Origin of the sequence: Rhodococcus sp. JS3073 (assembly GCF_026810085.1) — a bacterium.
GTDB lineage: Bacteria > Actinomycetota > Actinomycetes > Mycobacteriales > Mycobacteriaceae > Rhodococcus_F > Rhodococcus_F wratislaviensis.
This window is the reverse complement of sequence record NZ_CP113951.1, coordinates 5253336-5271903: the sequence shown is the minus strand read 5'-3', so window position 1 is coordinate 5271903 and position 18568 is coordinate 5253336. Positions and strand designations below refer to the sequence as shown.

Annotated in this window: 18 protein-coding genes; 13 read left to right on the top strand and 5 right to left on the bottom strand. The window is 65.9% G+C overall.

The features are described from left to right. The first annotated feature begins 44 nt into the window (after positions 1–44). The 8 genes from OYT95_RS23755 to OYT95_RS23720 all read left to right on the top strand — a co-directional run bounded on the left by OYT95_RS23755 (position 45) and on the right by OYT95_RS23720 (position 8038). Positions 45–941, top strand: coding sequence for a sugar phosphate isomerase/epimerase family protein (locus OYT95_RS23755; protein ID WP_268789264.1), 897 nt, complete (start codon positions 45–47; stop codon positions 939–941). Between the two features lie 366 nt (positions 942–1307). Next, the gene (locus OYT95_RS23750) at positions 1308–2087 is read left to right on the top strand and encodes an SDR family oxidoreductase (protein ID WP_037237073.1); all 780 of its coding nucleotides are present in this window, start codon (positions 1308–1310) and stop codon (positions 2085–2087) included. Further along, the gene (locus OYT95_RS23745) at positions 2087–3094 is read left to right on the top strand and encodes a Gfo/Idh/MocA family protein (RefSeq protein WP_128641070.1); all 1008 of its coding nucleotides are present in this window, start codon (positions 2087–2089) and stop codon (positions 3092–3094) included. Before OYT95_RS23750 ends, OYT95_RS23745 begins: the two co-directional genes overlap by 1 nt. Next, positions 3091–3954, top strand: a complete 864-nt coding sequence (locus OYT95_RS23740; RefSeq protein WP_268789263.1) for a sugar phosphate isomerase/epimerase family protein — start codon at positions 3091–3093, stop codon at positions 3952–3954. The genes OYT95_RS23745 and OYT95_RS23740 overlap by 4 nt, the downstream gene beginning before the upstream one ends. After that, positions 3951–4931: a Gfo/Idh/MocA family protein gene (locus OYT95_RS23735; RefSeq protein WP_268789262.1), complete on the top strand. Its 981-nt coding sequence runs from the start codon at positions 3951–3953 to the stop codon at positions 4929–4931. Before OYT95_RS23740 ends, OYT95_RS23735 begins: the two co-directional genes overlap by 4 nt. 138 nt (positions 4932–5069) lie before the next feature. Beyond that, complete coding sequence (locus OYT95_RS23730; RefSeq protein ID WP_268789261.1) at positions 5070–6098, top strand: substrate-binding domain-containing protein; 1029 nt, start codon at positions 5070–5072, stop codon at positions 6096–6098. Positions 6099–6159: 61 nt separating this feature from the next. Continuing rightward, positions 6160–7218, top strand: coding sequence for an ABC transporter permease (locus OYT95_RS23725; RefSeq protein WP_037245954.1), 1059 nt, complete (start codon positions 6160–6162; stop codon positions 7216–7218). 4 nt (positions 7219–7222) lie between these two features. Then, complete coding sequence (locus tag OYT95_RS23720; protein WP_115948502.1) at positions 7223–8038, top strand: ATP-binding cassette domain-containing protein; 816 nt, start codon at positions 7223–7225, stop codon at positions 8036–8038. Positions 8039–8061: 23 nt separating this feature from the next. Here OYT95_RS23720 and OYT95_RS23715 read toward each other — a convergent pair whose 3' ends face one another. Beyond that, positions 8062–9096, bottom strand: a complete 1035-nt coding sequence (locus OYT95_RS23715; RefSeq protein WP_037239824.1) for a LacI family DNA-binding transcriptional regulator — start codon at positions 9094–9096, stop codon at positions 8062–8064. A 257-nt stretch (positions 9097–9353) separates the two neighbouring features. Between OYT95_RS23715 and OYT95_RS23710 the strand changes: the two genes are divergently transcribed. From OYT95_RS23710 to OYT95_RS23690, 5 genes are all read left to right on the top strand, one after another. Continuing rightward, on the top strand, positions 9354–10790 hold the full coding sequence (locus OYT95_RS23710) for an NAD(P)/FAD-dependent oxidoreductase (RefSeq protein WP_268789260.1): 1437 nt from the start codon (positions 9354–9356) through the stop codon (positions 10788–10790). 44 nt (positions 10791–10834) lie between these two features. Continuing rightward, positions 10835–11083 carry a hypothetical protein gene (locus OYT95_RS23705; protein ID WP_268789259.1) on the top strand — a complete coding sequence of 83 codons (249 nt, stop codon included), beginning with the start codon at positions 10835–10837 and terminating at the stop codon, positions 11081–11083. A gap of 30 nt (positions 11084–11113) precedes the next feature. Then, positions 11114–12607: a CoA-acylating methylmalonate-semialdehyde dehydrogenase gene (locus OYT95_RS23700; protein WP_268789258.1), complete on the top strand. Its 1494-nt coding sequence runs from the start codon at positions 11114–11116 to the stop codon at positions 12605–12607. A 121-nt stretch (positions 12608–12728) separates the two neighbouring features. Further along, the gene (locus OYT95_RS23695; protein WP_268789257.1) at positions 12729–14144 is read left to right on the top strand and encodes a sugar porter family MFS transporter; all 1416 of its coding nucleotides are present in this window, start codon (positions 12729–12731) and stop codon (positions 14142–14144) included. A gap of 161 nt (positions 14145–14305) precedes the next feature. Then, a complete protein-coding gene (locus OYT95_RS23690; RefSeq protein ID WP_268792264.1) occupies positions 14306–14764 on the top strand; it encodes a hypothetical protein in 459 nt (152 codons plus the stop codon). A gap of 68 nt (positions 14765–14832) precedes the next feature. On the opposite strand, the gene OYT95_RS23685 is transcribed toward OYT95_RS23690, so the two are convergent. The 4 genes from OYT95_RS23685 to OYT95_RS23670 all read right to left on the bottom strand — a co-directional run bounded on the left by OYT95_RS23685 (position 14833) and on the right by OYT95_RS23670 (position 18551). After that, entirely contained in the window at positions 14833–15585 is a 753-nt protein-coding gene (locus OYT95_RS23685; protein ID WP_268789256.1) for an SDR family NAD(P)-dependent oxidoreductase, read from the bottom strand. Continuing rightward, positions 15582–15890: a YciI family protein gene (locus OYT95_RS23680; RefSeq protein WP_037239817.1), complete on the bottom strand. Its 309-nt coding sequence runs from the start codon at positions 15888–15890 to the stop codon at positions 15582–15584. The genes OYT95_RS23685 and OYT95_RS23680 overlap by 4 nt, the downstream gene beginning before the upstream one ends. Position 15891: 1 nt before the next feature. Further along, on the bottom strand, positions 15892–17625 hold the full coding sequence (locus OYT95_RS23675) for an FAD-dependent oxidoreductase (protein WP_268789255.1): 1734 nt from the start codon (positions 17623–17625) through the stop codon (positions 15892–15894). Between the two features lie 164 nt (positions 17626–17789). Then, positions 17790–18551, bottom strand: a complete 762-nt coding sequence (locus OYT95_RS23670; protein ID WP_268789254.1) for an IclR family transcriptional regulator — start codon at positions 18549–18551, stop codon at positions 17790–17792. Between the last annotated feature and the right edge of the window lie 17 nt (positions 18552–18568).

The window sequence follows — 18568 nt, the reverse complement described above, 5'->3', positions numbered from 1 at the left end:
CATCTGCGTTCTACGATCGAGACGACCACTGAAGGGTACGAGGCATGAACAGCTCACCGGGGCCGGAGCTTCTGGCCGCATGTTGGACTTCAGCCGGAGACGTGATGCCGGCGCGAGGGTCGGACCGTAGTCCGGTCCCGATCCGGGAGCGGATCGAAGCCGTCGCAGGAACCGGCTACACCGGCTTCGGTTTGACCCGGCCCGACCTCGTCGCCGCGCGCGAGACGATCGGCCTCGGCGAAGTCGCGAAAATGTTTGCCGACAACGGCATCACTCACGTGCAGTTGGAGTGGATCACGAACTGGTGGACCACCGGCGAGGCCCGCAAACTCTCGGACGAGGTCCGCCGGGACCTGTTCGAGGCCGCCCCCGTTCTCGGGGTCGACAACATCAAGGTCGGCGCCGACGACGATGGCGTCCCGGTCTCCCGGGACGTGCTGTGCGAGCAGTTCGACGCCCTGGCTTCCGACGGTGCCGCGGCAGGGGTGAAGATCGCGTTCGAGAACACACCGTTCTCGCACCACGTCAAGACCACCGAACAGGCTGCTCAGTTCGTCAAGGACGTCGACAATCCCAACGGCGGGCTCATCCTCGACATCTGGCATGCATTCCGGGGTGGGACGGATTACGACGTCCTCCCGGAGATCATTCCGTCGCGTTTCGTCTTCGGAGTCGAACTCGACGACGGCTGGACTGTTGTGCGGGGAACGGATCTCGAGGACACCTTCGACAACCGAGTTCCCTGCGGTGAGGGCGAATTCGACGTCCCGAAGTTCATCAACGCGGTTCGCCGCATCGGCTTCGACGGGCCGTGGGGTGTCGAGCACATGTCGCAGGAATTCCGGCAGCTGCCCGTCGCCGATGCCCTCATACGGGCGCGGGACGGGGTCCTGCAGTGCTTCGCGGTCGCCGACCGGGCCGCGAATCGGGACGACACCTGATCGCACCGGATCTTCACCACCCGTGACCCGCGTCGTTCTTCGGCGCGGGTCACGGGCGCGGAAGGACGATTCACCGCAAACCCTGTGCTGCCCAGCATGATCGAGCGATCCCGGCAGACCGTGGCGGGATCGCCGCGCGACCACGAACCACCTTTCGCGCAAAACGAAACCGACTCGAGGTGAAAATGATGGGAATACCGTATTGATTGAGGCCTACGTCACAGCAAGACTAACAAGAGCACACGGACAACATCCGCTGACGCATTCGCGTCGCTTGCTGGAGAACCCGGCCCCGACGCGGACTGACCGTGTGCAGCACCGACCCACCGGCACCAACGCCGGCCGGGACAGATCGAAAGGAATCCAGTGGCCACCCTGTTGAACGGGAAAGTCGTTCTGATCAGCGGAGGGACGCAAGGTGTCGGCGCCGGCGTCGTGCGGGCCGCAGCCCGCGAAGGCGCCCGCGTGGTCTTCACCGGGCGCCGCGCCGAAGCCGGCAAAGCCTTGGCCGCCGAGCTCGACGCATCCGGTGCGCAGGTGCGGTTCCTTCAGGCCGACATCACCGACCCGGTCGAAGCCCGCGAGACGGTGACCCGGACCATCGAGGAATTCGGCCGCATCGACGCACTGTGCAACGCGGCCGGCCTGACCACCCGCGGCACTCTCCTCGACACCACACCCGAGTTGTTCGACCAGCACATGGCGGTCAATCTGCGGGCCCCGTTCTTCACCATGCAGGCCGCAGTGGCGGACATGGTCGAACGCAAGGAGCCCGGGACGATCGTCAACATCCTCTCCATCGCGCAGCACGGCGGGCAGTCCTACCTGGCCCCGTACGTGGCGGCGAAGGCGGGGCTCGCGGGACTGACCCGCAACGCGGCCTACGCACACCGCTTCGACCGGATCCGGATCAACGGCCTCAACATCGGGTGGACCGAGACCGAAGGCGAGACCGCGATTCAGCAACGCTTCCACGGCGCCGATGACAACTGGGCCGCCGAAGCAGCCGCGAAGGTACCGATGGGCAAGCTCGGCCAGGTCGACGAGATCGCCGACATGGTGGTGTTCCTGCTCTCGGATCGCAGCGGCGTCGTCACCGGCTCGGTGATCGACTGGGACCAGACCGTCATTGGAGGACAAGACTGATGGGATCGACAATCGGCGTGATCGGCCTCGGCCGGATCGGCGCATTCCACACTGACACCCTCGCGCAGCTGCCCGGGGTGGACGGCCTCGTCGTCACCGACGAGCGCCCCGACGCCACCGCCGCCGTGGCCGCCAAGTTCGGCGCCAAAGCGGTCGATGACGCCGCCGCCGTCTTCGCCGCAGGCGTCGACGGGGTCGTGATCGCCGCGGCCACCCCGGCGCATGCGCCCCTGATCCTGGCGGCCGTCGAGGCCGGGATCCCCGTGTTCTGCGAGAAGCCCGTCGCGTTCACCGCCGACGAGAGCTACCAGGTCGTCGAGCGCCTGAAGACGACGACGGTGCCGGTACAGATCGGGTACAACCGGCGGTTCGATCCCGCATTCGTCGCGGCACGCAACGCCGTCGTCGGCGGGGAGCTCGGCTGGCTGCACACGGTCCGCTCGACCACCCTCGACCCGGCACCGCCACCGGCGGAGTACGTGGCCGCCTCGGGCGGGATCTTCCGCGACTGCAGCGTCCACGACTTCGACATCGTCCGCTGGGTCGTGGGCCAGGAAGTCGCCGAGGTGTATGCCGCCGGCACCAACCAGGGCGATTCGATCTTCGCCGACTGCGGCGACGTCGACACCGCAACCACCACAATGACTTTCGAGGGCGGCGCCCTCGGCGTCGTCTCCAACACCCGCTACAACGCCCGCGGCTACGACTGCAGGCTCGAGGTCCACGGCTCCCAGGACAGCGTCGTCGCCGGCTGGGACGCCAGCGCGCCGGTCCGCAACCTCGAACCCGGCATCGCGTTCCCCGACGGCCCGCCGCACCGGTTCTTCATGGACCGTTTCACCGCCGCCTACCGCGCCGAACTCGGCGCGTTCCTCGAGGTGATCGCCGGCACCGCACCCTCGCCGTGCACCGCCGCCGACGCCCTCGAGGTGGCCTGGATCGCCGAGGCGGCCGCTCTTTCCCTTTCCCAGCACCGACCCGTACAGATGAGTGAGGTTCGACGATGATTCGTATTGCAGGAGCGCCTATTTCGTGGGGTGTGTGCGAGGTCCCGGGCTGGGGTCACCAACTCGGCCCCGAGCGCGTGCTGTCGGAGATGCGCGACGCGGGTCTCGAGGCCGCCGAGATCGGTCCCGACGGATTCCTCCCCGCCGACCCGCAGGAACTGGCGGCGACGCTGGCCTCCTACGACCTGAAGGCGGTCGGCGGCTTCACCCCGGTGCTGCTGCACGACTCCGGTCACGACCCGGTTCCGGACATCACCGGCACCCTGGCCGCGTTCACGGCCGCCGGCGCCGAGGTGCTGGTACTGGCCGCGATCACCGGCACCGACGGCTACGACTCGCGTCCCGACCTCGACGACGCCGGCTGGAAAACCCTGTTGTCGAATCTGGACCGGCTGCACGACGTCGCCGCCGAACAGGGCATCCGCGCCGTGCTGCACCCGCACGTGGGCACCATGATCGAGAAGAACAGCGAGGTCCAGCGGGTCCTCGACGGCTCCTCGATTCCGCTGTGCCTGGACACCGGGCATCTGCTCATCGGCGGCACCGACCCCCTCGAGTTGGCCCGCGCCGCCGCCGACCGGATCACCCACACGCACCTGAAGGACGTCGACGCCGAGTTCGCCGCCCGCGTGCAGGCCGGTGAGCTGAGCTACACGCAGGCCGTCGCCCAGGGCATGTACACCCCGCTCGGCACCGGTGACGTCGATGTCGCAGGCGTGGTCCGTCACCTCGTCGCGTCCGGTTTCGACGGCTGGTTCACGCTCGAGCAGGACACCATCCTCGCCGGCGAGCCCGAGGGCGAGGGACCGGTCGTGGACGTCAAGACCAGCGCCGCGTTTCTGCGGAGTCTGCAGCTGTGACCGAGCTGCGCATCGGCGTCCTCGGCGCCTCCCGGATCGCGGAGCCGGCGATCGTGAAGCCCGCCCAGATCCTGGGGCATCGGCTGGTTGCGGTCGCCGCCCGCGACCGCGGCCGCGCAGAGGCCTTCGCGCAGACGCACGGGGTCGAACGGGTCCTCGACTCGTACGCGGATCTGATCGCCGACCCCGAGGTCGACGTGGTGTACAACCCGCTCGCCAACGCCTTCCACGCCGAGTGGAATCTGAAGGCGATCGAGGCGGGCAAGGCGGTCCTGACCGAAAAGCCGTTCGCTCGCAACGCCGCCGAAGCCGAGCTGGTGCGGAACGCCGCACGCGAGCGGAATGTGCCGATCATGGAAGGGTTCCACTACCTGTTCCACCCGATCACCGGCCGGATGTTCGCCCTTCTCGGGGACGGCACCCTCGGAACGCTGCAGCGTGTCGAGGTGATCATGCGGATGCCCGAACCCAAGCCGGACGATCCGCGGTGGAGCTTCGACCTCGCGGGCGGTGCGGTGATGGACCTCGGCTGCTACGGCCTGCACGTGCACCGGCAGTTGGACCGGTTCGCCGGCGGCGAACCCACTGTCGTTGCGGCCCGCGCTGTCGAACGCACCACAGGAGTCGACGAATCCATGGATATCGACCTCGTATTCCCCAATGGTGCAACGGGTTCGAGCATCAACTCGATGAACTCGGAACGGTTCGAGATGACCCTGCGCCTGGTAGGCGATCGGGGCGAGGCCTTCGCGCACGATTACGCGCTGCAGTCCGGCGACGACCGGATCACCATCACCACCGACTCCGGGACCACGGTCGAACGCCTCGGAACCCGCTCGACGTACACCTACCAGCTCGACGTATTCGCTCAGCACCTCGCCGACGGGACCGCGTTCCCGATCGACGTCGCCGACGCGGTCACCACGATGGAGCTCATCGACTCCACGTACCGCGCCGCCGGCCTACCCGTGCGGTAACGCCACATTCTCCCCTCCGGGCCGCGAGAACCGACTTCCACCGTCCGGCCCGGCGGGGGTTCCACCCACACCCCTCACCGTTTCCCCCTCGCTGCTCCTCCATGCCTGCATGGTTGCGGCTTCCGAAAGGCCAAGCACATGGATACACACGACGGCCGGTCCGTCCCGTTCACAGGCAAGCGCACTCGCCGGGTGACCACCCTGGCGTTGGGCATCACCACGGCAGTGCTCCTCGCGGGATGCTCGAGCACGGGCGGCAATCCCGAGGCATCCGGCAATGGCATGGCCTCGGGCACCGCGGACACCCCCCGCGCGACCATTGCGATGATCACACACGAGGTTCCTGGCGACACCTTCTGGGACCTGATCCGCAAGGGCGCCGAAACCGCGGCCGCGAAAGACAACATCGAACTGCGCTACTCCTCGGACCCTGAAGCACCGAACCAGGCCAACCTCGTGCAGAGCGCCCTCGACAGCCAGGTCGACGGTATCGCCCTCACCCTTGCCAAGCCGGACGCGATGACACCTGTGGTTCGGGCGGCCGTCGATGCAGGTACCCCGGTCGTCGCCTTCAACTCCGGTTTCGACCAGTACCAGGCCCAGGGTGTGGCCCAGTACTTCGGTCAGGACGAGAAGCTCGCCGGCATCGCGGCGGGGCAGCGTCTGACCGCTGACGGCGCCAAGAAGGCTTTGTGTGTCATCCAGGAGCAGGGCCAGGTCGCGCTCGAAGCACGCTGCGCCGGCGTGATCGAGGGGTTCACGGGACAGACCGAGATCCTCAACGTCAACAGCAAGGACCTGCCGTCGGTCGAGGCGACGATCACCGCAAAACTGCAGCAGGATCCCGCGATCGATCACGTCGTCGCGCTGGGCGCTCCGATCGCTCTGACGGCAGTTCAATCCGTCACCAACGCCGCCAGCTCCGCGAAGATCGTCACCTTCGACACCAATGCAGCCCTCGTGGATGCGATCGAGGCCGGGGACGTGCAGTGGGCTGTGGATCAGCAGCCGTTCCTGCAGGGGTACCTCGCCGTGGACTCGCTGTGGCTGTACCTGAACAACCGCAACACCATCGGAGGTGGCGCGCCGACGCTGACCGGCCCCGCCTTCATCGACCAGTCCAACATCGACTCGATCGCCGAGTACGCCAAGGCCGGAACCCGCTGAGCACGGTGCCCGGCACACCGTTGCGTGTGCCGGGCACCGTCGGCGTAACGGAAGGAAAGTCATGTCCACACAGCAAGATCTGGACCTTGCCAGTCACAAGGTCGTCCACGACGAGAGGGTGAAGGAGCAGAAACGCCTGCAGCGTCTGCTGGTCCGCCCGGAGATCGGGTCCCTGTTCGGGGCGATCGCCATCTTCGTCTTCTTCATGGTCGTCGCACCCCCGTTCCGCAGCCCCGAAGCGTTGGCCACGGTGCTCTACGCCTCCTCCACGATCGGGATCATGGCGTGCGCGGTGGCGCTGTTGATGATCGGCGGCGAATTCGACCTCTCCGCCGGTGTCGCGGTCACCACCAGTTCCCTGGCGGCGTCGATGATCGCCTACAACCTGCACCTGAACCTGTGGGCCGGCGCCGCCCTCGCCCTGGTGGTGTCGCTGGCGGTCGGGTTCTTCAACGGGTACCTGGTGATGAAGACGAAGATCCCCAGCTTCCTGATCACGCTGAGCTCGTTCCTGATGCTCACCGGCATCAACCTGGCGGTCACCAAACTGATCACCGGGCAGGTCGCCACCCCCAGCGTGTCCGACATGGCCGGGTTCGACTCGGCGAAGAAGGTGTTCGCGTCCTCCTTCGAGGTCGGCGGGGTGTCGGTGCGGATCACCGTGGTGTGGTGGCTGCTGTTCACCGCGATCGCCACCTGGGTGCTGTTCAAGACCCGGATCGGGAACTGGATCTTCGCGGTCGGCGGCAACCAGGACTCCGCCCGCGCCATCGGTGTGCCGGTCACCAAGGTCAAGATCGGGTTGTTCATGACCGTCGGGTTCGCCGCCTGGTTCGTCGGCATGCACCTGCTGTTCTCGTTCAACACCGTCCAGTCCGGGCAGGGCATCGGCAACGAGTTCCTCTACATCATCGCCGCGGTCATCGGCGGCTGCCTGCTCACCGGCGGCTACGGCACCGCGATCGGCGCCGCGATCGGCGCGTTCATCTTCGGCATGACGAACCAGGGCATCGTCTACGCCGGCTGGAACCCGGACTGGTTCAAGTTCTTCCTCGGCGCGATGCTGCTGTTCGCGGTCATCGCCAACAATGCCTTCCGCAACTACGCCGCCAAGAGGTGACCGCATGAGTACCATCGAACAGATGCCCGTCGATACCGAACCCGGGGACGGCGGCAAGATCCCGCTGATCGAGCTCAAACACGTCGGCAAGCAGTACGGCAACATCATCGCCCTGCAGGACATCAACCTGCGGGTGCGGGCCGGGGAGGTCACCGGTGTCCTCGGCGACAACGGGGCCGGCAAGTCCACCCTGATCAAGATCATCGCCGGGCTGCACCAGCAGAGTGAGGGCGAGTTGCTCGTCGACGGCGAGGCCCTCACCTTCGGCTCCCCGAAGGAGGCCCTGTCCAAGGGCATCGCCACCGTCTACCAGGACCTGGCGGTGGTGTCGCTGATGCCGGTGTGGCGCAACTTCTTCCTCGGCCAGGAACTGCGGAAGGGACCGCTGAAGTCCCTCGACGCGAACGGGATGCGCGCCACCACGATGTCGGAGTTGTCGAAGATGGGCATCGAACTGCCCGACGTCGACGCCCCCATCGGCTCACTGTCCGGTGGGCAACGCCAGTGCGTGGCGATCGCCCGGGCGATCTTCTTCGGCGCCCGCGTCCTGATCCTCGACGAGCCCACCGCCGCCCTGGGTGTCAAGCAGTCCGGGATGGTGCTGCGCTACATCTCCGCCGCCAAGGAACAGGGCTTCGGGGTCGTGTTCATCACCCACAACCCGCACCACGCCTACATGGTCGGCGACCACTTCGTCCTCCTCAACCGCGGACGCCAGAAACTGGACTGCACCTTCGACGAGATCAGCCTCGAAGAACTCACCCAGCAAATGGCCGGCGGCGACGAACTCGAAGCACTCACCCACGAACTGCGGCGCTGAACTCACGGATCCCAACCACACCCTCAGGGCATGTTGTAGGGAGTGATGATCCGGATCGGTGACATCGCCGTGGTCACGTTCGATAGCCCGCCGCGCCCCTGAATCAGCATGCGGCAGGCCAGGTTCGCGTCCGACCGAAGATCGTGATCGAGGACCGCCGAGATCTTCTTGTCGCGAAGCAGTTGCTTGTTGTCCTGGTCGAGGTCGTGGCCGATGAACACACGGTAGCTCCGGCCGAGCTTCTCGAAGGCACGCACGGTCGCCGTGTTGCCGCCGCCGATCGAATAGACCGCCTCGATCTCGGGGTTGCGTTCGAGGGCATCGAGGACGAGGTGCTCGACGGTGGTGTCGAGGCCCTCGCTTTCGGAGATGTCGATCAATGTGCGCTGAGATCCGATACCCCCGACGCTCCCCGAGCGGCGCAGCGCGCCGCGAAAACCCATCTCGCGCTCCTCTTCTCCACGAAACGCGTTGCTGCTCAGCGTGACCAGCACACTGGCCGAGGTGTCGTACAGCCATTGCTCGAGCAGATACGCGGCGGTCTCACCGGCGGCCCGGTTCTCGATACCGACGTAGCCGACCCGACTGCTGCTCGGCACGTCGGTGGCGTAGGTGACGACGGGGATCCCCGCCTCGGTGAGGCGGTCGATGGCGTCGGAGACCTCGGTGGTGTCGGGGGCCTTGACGATGACGCCCTGAGATGGCTGTTTGACGAGTTTGTCGAGTACCTCAACCATGGCAGGTACCGAGCCGGTCTCTCGAAAGTGGAATCGGGTACGAACCACGGCAGGTGCGAGTGAGGGTAGCTCGGCTTCCACCGCCTCGCGGAACGCTCCGGAAAATCGCGCCGGGGCCTGCATCACGACATCGAAGAGGTACTTTCGCCCCGCCAACCGCAGCTGGGATTGCTGTTTGTCGAGGTCGATGATCGCCTGCGCGACTTCTGCGCGGGTGCCTTCCCGAACCCCGGGTCGGTTGTGAAGCACGCGGTCGACCGTCGCCTCGCTGAGGCCCGCCTGCTGGGCGATCTCTCGAACCTTGTAACGACTGTGCGCCACAACTTCTCCCTTGAGGTGAAAATGATGGACATTGCCTGTTGATTGAGGCGCGTGTCACAGCAAGACTAACAGGGGTAAACGAAACACGCTCCCGGCAACCGGATCGTGATCGACACGGCTTGCCGCGACCGGTGCCACTCGATGACCGTTGTTCCGCACTCCCCGGTCTTCACGCTCACGGCTCGCACCGACCTCAACTCTGGAAATCCGCACGCACACTTCGGTGCCCGAACAGGGCACCGCGGAAAGGCTTTCACATGACCACGCCAGCGCACCAGAATCCCGAACGCCACCAGGTCGTGGTGATCGGCTCGGGATTCGGAGGGCTGTTCGCCACGCAAGGTCTGAAACGCGCCGATGTCGATGTGACGGTCATCGACCGCTCCACCACCCACCTTTTTCAGCCGCTGCTCTACCAGGTGGCGACTGGAATCCTGTCCGAGGGAGAGATCGCACCGTCGACTCGGACGGTGCTGAAGGACCAGGACAATGCAAGGGTGCTGCTCGGATCGGTGATCGACATCGACCTCGCCGCCCGCACGGTCACCTCACAGTGCGACGATACGACGACCGTCACCCGCTACGACAGCTTGATCGTGTCCGCCGGCGCGCAGCAGTCGTACTTCGGCAACGACCACTTCGCTGAGCACGCACCCGGCCTCAAAACCGTCGACGACGCCCTCGAAGTTCGAGGCCGCATCCTGCATGCCTTCGAGAAGGCCGAGCTGACCGACGACCCGATCGAACGCATCCGTCAGCTCACCTTCGTTGTCGTCGGCGCCGGACCCACCGGGGTGGAGTTGGCCGGTCAGATCGCCGAGCTCGCGCACCGCACCCTCGACGGAACATTCCGATCGATCTCCCCCAAGGCGGCACGAATCGTGCTGCTCGATGCCGCACCGCAAGTGCTGCCGCCCTTCGGGGCCAAGCTCGGCAGTGCCGCGGCCCGCACCCTGCAGAGCAAGGGCGTCGAGGTCGAACTCGGATCGATCGTCACCGACGTCGACGCCCATGGTTTGACCATCAAGGATGCCGACGGAAATACGCGGCGAATCGAGGCGGCGTGCAAGGTGTGGTCTGCCGGAGTGGCGGCCAGCCCCCTGGCGAAACAGCTTGCCGAGCAGACCGGAGCACCACTCGACCGCGCCGGCCGCATCGGTGTCGGTGCCGATCTGACCCTGCCGGGACAGCCGAACGTCTTCGTCATCGGCGACATGATGAGCCGCGACCAACTTCCCGGTGTAGCCCAGACCGCCATCCAGGGTGGACGGTACGCCGCCAATCACATCGCCCGGGAAGTCGGTGAGACTTCTCCTCCCTCGGAGCGAGCACCCTTTCACTACCGGGACAAGGGCAGTATGGCCACGGTCTGCCGTTTCAGTGCCGTCGCGCAGGTTGGACGGTTCGAGTTCAGTGGATTCGTCGCGTGGCTGCTCTGGCTCGCCGTCCACCTGGTCTACATCGTCGGCTTCCGCAGCCGCATCGCCACTCTGTTGTCCTGGACATCATCGTTCCTCGGTCGCGGCCGCGGCCAGCTGACCACGTCCGAACAGCAAATCCGCGCCCGCTCCGCCGTGACCGGCCAACACATCCAGTTCGGCAACCCCTTCCTGGCGCACAGGACAACTGGTGTCCAGAACCCGCCCAGCGGCACAACCGCGCGCGAAGCCGAACCGGCAATCCGCGCCTCCTAGCCGGCATCCCCACCCCCGTTGTCCCCCAGTCGATCGGAAGACCCATGACAGAGAAACTTGGTGACGCCCTCATCGACTTCGCCCTGCGGTGGGCCCCGTTCGGCGGCCCGAACGACGACGACCTCCTCGTCGAATTCGGCATGACCTCGCGCACCTACTACAACCGACTCGCACGCGCGCTGCGGGTGCGGCCGCCCGCTGAGGTCGGAGAAGACATCCATCGCGCACTCCTGGCTCTGTGCTACCGCCCGTACACCACCTCGTACGAGTCCGAGCCCTCCCACATGACCTAGTCACAAGCTCCACACATGAAAGGTTCACCGATGTCTGACGTCATCTCTCATTGGTTCGACAACAAAAGTTTCACCGGCACGAGCGGCAACACCGCCCCGGTCACCAACCCGGCCACCGGTGCCGTGACCGGTCAGGTCGCCCTGGCCAGCGTCGAGGACGCCCGCGCCGTCATCGACGCCGCCGCGGCCGCGTTCCCCGCCTGGCGCGACACCTCCCTCGCCAAGCGTTCCTCCATCGTGTTCAAGTTCCGGGAACTGCTCAACGCCCGCAAGGGCGAGTTGGCGGAGATCATCACCGCCGAGCACGGCAAGGTCGTTTCCGACGCGTTGGGTGAGGTCTCCCGCGGCCAGGAAGTCGTCGAATTCGCCTGCGGCATGCCCCACCTGCTCAAGGGCGGCATGACCGAAAACGCCTCCACCAACATCGACGTCTCCTCCATCCGCCAGCCCGTCGGCCCGGTCGGGATCATCTCCCCGTTCAACTTCCCCGCCATGGTCCCGATGTGGTTCTTCCCCATCGCCATCGCCGCCGGCAACACCGTCGTCCTCAAGCCCAGCGAGAAGGACCCGACCGCCGCGATCTGGATGGCCGAACTCTGGGCCGAAGCCGGACTCCCGGCCGGGGTGTTCAACGTCCTGCAGGGCGACAAGACCGCCGTCGACGAACTGCTCACCAACCCCGCCATCAAGGCCATCAGCTTCGTCGGCTCCACCCCCATCGCCCAGTACGTGTACGCCACCGGCACCGCCCACGGCAAACGCGTCCAGGCACTCGGCGGGGCCAAGAACCACGCCATCGTCCTCCCGGACGCCGACCTCGACCTCGCCGCCGACGCCATGGTCAACGCCGGCTTCGGCTCCGCCGGGGAACGCTGCATGGCCATCTCCGCGCTGGTCGCGGTCGGCGACATCGCCGACGAACTGGTCGCCAAGATCAAAGAGCGCACCGACACGTTGAAGATCGGCGACGGCACCCAGGACTCCGACATGGGCCCGCTGGTGACGAAGGTGCACCGCGACAAGGTCGCCTCCTACATCGACGCCGGCGAACAGGACGGCGCCACCATCGTCGTCGACGGCCGACAGGTGCAGGCGAATGGCGGTGCGGACGGGTTCTGGCTCGGACCGACCCTGATCGACCACGTCACCACCGACATGAGTGTGTACACCGACGAAATCTTCGGACCCGTCCTCTCCGTGATCCGGGTCGAGTCCTACGACCAGGCCCTGGAACTGGTGAACTCCAGCCAGTTCGGGAACGGCACCGCCATCTTCACCAACGACGGCGGCGCCGCCCGGCGGTTCCAGAAAGAGGTCGAGGTCGGCATGGTCGGCATCAACGTCCCCATCCCCGTCCCCATGGCCTACTACAGCTTCGGGGGCTGGAAGAACTCCCTGTTCGGCGACAGCCACGCCCACGGCACCGAAGGCGTGCACTTCTTCACCCGCGGCAAGGTCGTCACCACCCGCTGGCTCGACCCCAGCCACGGCGGCCTCAACCTCGGATTCCCCCAGAACAACTGACCTCCGGCGCCAGCCGGCACCCCGGCAAAGACTCGGCAAATGATCCCCCGGTTCGATACAAGAGTCTCTGCTTCAGCAGAATTCGCATCTCCTGTCACGGAGTGCAACGAGGAGAAGTTTCATGTTGACCGACTCTGGCCGCGAAACCCACGCCACATCCAGTCCCACTCGCAGCAACCGCCCCTCCAAGCGTCTCGGCCTCATCGCATTCATCGCAACGTTCGGCGGCCTGCTCTTCGGATACGACACCGGTGTCATCAACGGTGCCCTCGAACCACTCGAGGAAGACCTCGGGCTCACCGCGCTCACCGAGGGCTTCGTGGTCAGCATTCTCATTTTCGGCGCGGCATTCGGAGCACTGATCGGCGGCCGACTCTCCGACCGATACGGCCGTCGCCACAACATTTTGCTGCTCTCGGTCGTTTTCATGACGGGAACTCTCGGCTGCGTCCTCGCGCCGACATGGGAGGTACTGGCAGCCTTCCGCTTCGTCCTCGGCCTCGCCGTCGGTGGTGCATCAGCAACCGTCCCGGTGTATTTGGCCGAGATGTCCCCCGCGGAGCGACGCGGCAGCATCGTCTCGCGCAACGAGTTCATGATCGTGTCCGGTCAATTCCTCGCATTTGTCATCAATGCCGTCATCTTCAACCTCTGGGGGGAGCACGATTCGGTCTGGCGGTACATGCTGCTGGTCGCTGTGGCCCCGGCGATAGTGCTACTCCTCGGCATGCTTCGAATGCCCGAAAGCCCGCGGTGGCTGATCTCGCAGGGTCGTCACGACGACGCACTCATGGTCCTGAAGCAGGTCCGCACCCCCGAAGCCGCGCATGCCGAAATGGCGGAGGTCGAAGCCCTCGCCGAGGAAGAAGAACTCACCCAGGTCGGCGGCCCAATCGATCTGTCCGTGAAGTGGATACGACGCTTGATGCTGATCGGGATCGGACTCGGGGTATTCCAGCAGTTCACCGGCATCAACTCGGTGATGTACTACGGAACCCAGCTGCTCGCCGATGCTGGATTCTCCTCGAGCGCCGCCATCGTCGCGAACACCCTCAACGGTCTCGTCAGCGTACTCGGCATCACCATCGCGCTGAAGGTAATGAACAAAGTCAACCGACGCACCATGCTGTTCGTCGGTTTCGCTCTCATCACCATCTTCCACCTCCTCATCGGCCTCTCCGCAGTGCTGCTACCGGATGGCCCCGTCAAGGCGTATTGCATCCTCGTATTCGTCGTCCTGTTCGTGTTCTCCATGCAAGGCACAATCGGACCCCTCGCGTGGTTGATGCTCGCGGAGATCTTCCCGCTCAAGATCCGCAGCTTCGCCATCGGCGTCTGCATCTTCGTCCTCTGGATCGCCAACGCCCTGGTGGCGTTGTTCTTCCCTCCAGTCGTCGCAGCGATCGGCATCGCGATGACCTTCTTCATCTTCGCCGGCCTCGGCCTTCTCGCACTGATCTTCGCCACCCAGGTGCCTGAAACCCGCGGACGTTCCCTCGAGGAGCTCGAAGACCATTTCCGCCAGAAGTACTCCTGATCACGCGTCTTACGAGAAGGACCCGATCATGAAGGTGTCAGCCAGCGACTGATCCTGCACGCGCCCGTACCCGTCTCGGCCGTCGAGAACGAGTGACATGACGTCGGTGCACCGAGACCGCGCCGTTGCACACCCTCATGTGGTCGAACGAAGATGGAACGGTGATCATCGAACGCAGCTCGGTCGTCGGCGCACCGATAGGACAGGTGTGGGCCAGGGTCGTCGACCCGGAGGGGATCAACGACGAAATGCGTCCGTGGATGACGATGAGCATCCCGCGGGGTCGGGAGTCGATCACGATCGACACGGTCCCGGTCGGTGAACCGCTCGGGCGGGCGTGGCTGCGGTTGTTCGGGCTCGTCCCGTTCGACTACGACGATCTGACCATCGCCGAACTCGAACCGTACCGGCGGTTCCACGAGAAGTCGACGATGCTCAGCATGCGCCGGTGGGAGCACGAGCGGACGCTGCGGCCCTTCGATGACGGGAGCACCGGCGTCCACGACCGGATCACGTTCGAGCCGCGGCTTCCGCTGGTGCCGTTGACGCCGGTGCTCGCCCGCGTCCTCGGCGCGTTCTTCGCGCACCGGCATCGCCGTCTGGTGCGGCACTTCACCTGACGGCCGCGTCCAATGTCACACCGGTGCAGTCGGACTGAACCAATGCGACATTGGGCGCGGCCAACGAGTCAGTGCGCCGTGTACCCACCGTCGACGACGAGTTCGGTGCCGGTGGTGAAACCGGACTCGTCCGAGGCGAGGTAGAGCACCCCGTACGCGATCTCGTCGGGCTCCCCCTGCCGCGGGAGGGGGTTGCCGGAGACGAGTTGACGGTAGTACTCCTCCGGTCCGACGGCGCTGCCCTCGGCCGACCGCTGGCTCATCGCCGTCCGCATCGACCCGGGGTGAATCGAGTTGACACGGATGCCGTGCGGACCGTACGTGACGGCGTCGGCCTTGCTGAGAAGTCGCACAGCACCTTTCGACGCGTGATACAGCGGTACGTTGGAGCCTCCGGTCAGCCCGTGGATCGACGAGAAGTTCACGATGCTGCCCTTCGTCCGGCCGATCATGTGCGGCACGACGTGCTTGGTCGTGAGCCAGACGCCCTTGACGTTGACGTCGAAGATCTGGTCGAACTCGGCGACCGACGCCTCGTGCGACGGTGCGGGCCTGCCGATGATGCCGGCGCAGTTGACCAGGACGTCGGGGACGCCGACGGTCTCCACCACCGCTGCGACTGCCTCGGCGACGCTGGCCTCGTCGGTGACGTCGACGGCGAACGACGTGATCGACCCCGACTCCCATGGTGCATCCGGCACTGTGAGGTCGAGGGCCGCGACGAGCGCCCCCTCGCGTGCGAGCATCCGCGCGGTCGCGCCGCCCAGATCACCGTTCGCCCCCGTGACGACGGCGACCTTCCCTGCCACACGACCCGTCATGACCTACCTCCCACTGCTGCGACGGCCCACGGGCCGATCATCGGAATCCACTCGGTGATGTCGTACGACGCGACGTACCCATGCGTCCGGAACGGGTCGCCCTCGACGACGTCGACGACGTCCTGCTTGCCCGCGGCCTCGTAGATCATCGCCGCGCCGGGGTCTTCGCCTGCCGCGAACGGACCGGACCCGAGGATCAGTCCTCGGTCGGCGGCCGCCTGCAGGTAACTCTTGTGTTCCGGGCGGTGCTCGTCCCGGCCGGCCGTGTCGCCGGTGTATGCGTAGCGGACGAGGAAGAACGGCATGTCAGACCTCTTCCAGAACGGTCGGCTCGACGGATTCGCTGCGCAGCGACGCGAGGATCTCGGCGTCCCGGCCGATGGTGTATCCGAAGACGAGGGCGGGACCGATGTTGGCGCCGTAACCCGGGTACCCGCCGCCGAAGATGCTGACGACCGCGGAACCGGCCGCGAACAGACCGGGGATCGGCTGGTTGTCGTCGTCGAGTACCTGGCTGTGCCGGTCGACGGCCAGGCCGGAATAGGCTCCGAGGTCGCCCATCTCGATCTTCGCGGCGTAGTACGGTCCCTTGTCGAGCGGCTCGAGGTTCGGGTTGGGCTGGTGTTCCATGTCGCCCTTGAAGTGGTGGAACCAGTTGGATCCGCGATTGAACTTCGGGTCCTCCCCCTTCGCGGCCCCAGCGTTGAACTCGGAGAGGGTCTTCGTCAGCCCGGCGGCGTCGACACCGATCTCGCGGGCGAGTTCCTCTACCGTGTCGGCCTTGTGGAGGAAGCCGGTCTTCTTGAAATAGCCCTGCGGGATCGGCCACGGCTTGGCGTACCCGATTCCGTACTTGTTCATGGCCTTCGAGTCGGCGATGATGTAGCCGAACGTCTCGTCCTGGCCTACGTTCTCCTGAATCATCGCCATGCCGAAGTCGTGGTACGAGCTCGACTCGTTGGCGAAACGTTCGCCCTTGCGGTTCACCGCGATCAGTCCGGGGAGCCCGAACGCCCGCAGGTGCGGGAAGATCCGCTGCTGCCCGCGCAGACCGGTGAACACCGTCACCGGGGCCCAGGCGGCCGGCTCGTGGACGTCGGTGTCGACGTGCCCGCCGAGCGGCGCGGCCAGGCGCACGTTGTCGCCGTCGTGCCCGACCGTGGGAGTGAAGTGATTGTCGCCGTGCGGATCATGACCCCAGTACTCCGCCCGCAGCGCCGGATCCGAGGAGTATCCGCCGGCCGCGATCACGACGCCGAGCCGCGCCTCGACCGTTCCCGCGTGTACGCCCCCGAGTACCGCCCCGGTGACGACCCCGTTCTCCGACTGCAGAATCTTCGTCACGGGCGTCTCGGTCCACATCCGGATGCCGAGCTTCGCGGCGGACGACACCATCCGCACCATGAGCGAATTGCCGTTGGTCCGGTCGAACGATCGACGGCAGAGCACCGTCTCGACCCACGTCTTGAGGAGCTTCTTCGACACGTACACAAAAGATTTCAACGACTGATTGGCGTGCAGGAACTGTGCGATATCGGGTCCGACCTCCGGCATGTACCCGAATACGGTGTAGGTGTCGAGGTAGGGACGCAACCGCAGCCGGTTCTCGCCGAGCGTGCGCGCGTCGACGACCTTGCCCGAGATCGCGCGTCCCGACGGCTTCGCGCCCGGCGCATCCATCTGGTAGTCCGGAGCCATTTCCGGATAGACGAATTCGACGTCGGTGTCGCGCTCGAGCCAGTCGATCGCCTCGGGGACCTCGTCGAGGAACGTGTCGACCATCTCGGCCTTGTAGCAGTCCTTGGCGAGTGCGCGGATGTAGGTTTCGATGTCTCGACGGGTGTCACCCTGCGCGACGCCCTGCTTGTTGCCCGGCACCCACGCCCAGCCGCCCGAGATCGCGGTGGTCCCGCCGAGCCACTGCGACTTCTCGGCGACGATGACGCTGTGCCCCTCGCTCGCCGCCTTGAGTGCGGCGGCCATGCCTGCGGCCCCGGATCCGATGACCAACAGGTCGCATTTGACAGTTTTCGAGCTCATGTTTGAACCTTCCCTGGAGAGTCGGCACACGATCGGACATGTACTGGTGTGCAGTACCTTTCGGCTCACGCTGTGCGATCGGTGACAGTGTGTTCGTGACAATCACTCTGACCGACCTGCGACCGGAGTCACAGCGCGACTCCAATGGATGGAAAAGGATTCTGTCAGGGCCGCGATCCGCGCGTCATCGCCCGGGTGATGCCGCGGGACGCCGTCGTCAGCGCCGCGACCACCGACTGAGGGTTGGCCTGATCGTGCGGTATGACGACGGACAGGGCGGCGATCACCCTGCCGCCGTCGGTGTCCCGCACGGGCACAGCGACTCCCGTCGCTCCCGGGGTGATGAGACCGGCGGCCACCGCGAAGTGCTGGTGCCGGACCTCGGCGAGCAGACGTCGCATCTGCTCCGGGTCGGTGACGGTGGCATCGGTGTAGCGCTCGAGCGGCTGCGCCAGCAACTGGTCCTGCACGTCGCGGGAGGCGTTCGCCATCAGGACCAGGCCGGACGAGCAGGCATGCACCGGAAGACGTCCGGCGATCTTGGTGACGTTGACGACGGACCCACGCGTGGAGAGCCGTTCGACGAACAGCACCTCGTTGCCGTCGAGGATGCCCAGCTGGGTGTGCTGCTTGATCGCGGCGTTCACGTCCTCCATGAACGGCATCGCGGCCTCGCGCAGGCTCAGGGTGTGCGAACCGCGGGACCCGAGTTCCCACATCCGCACGCCGATGCTGATGCGGGTGTCGTTGCGTTCGAGGAGGCGGTACTTCACGAGTTCCCCGACGATGCGGTGCGCCGTCGCGACGGGGAGGTCGGACCGACGTGCGATATCGGACACCGACAGGGACGGTGTGTCCGCGTCGAAGGAGGACAAGACCCTCACGACGCGGGCAGTGACCGATTCTCCAGTCGGTGTCCGTGACATCGTCCTATTGTCCTCCG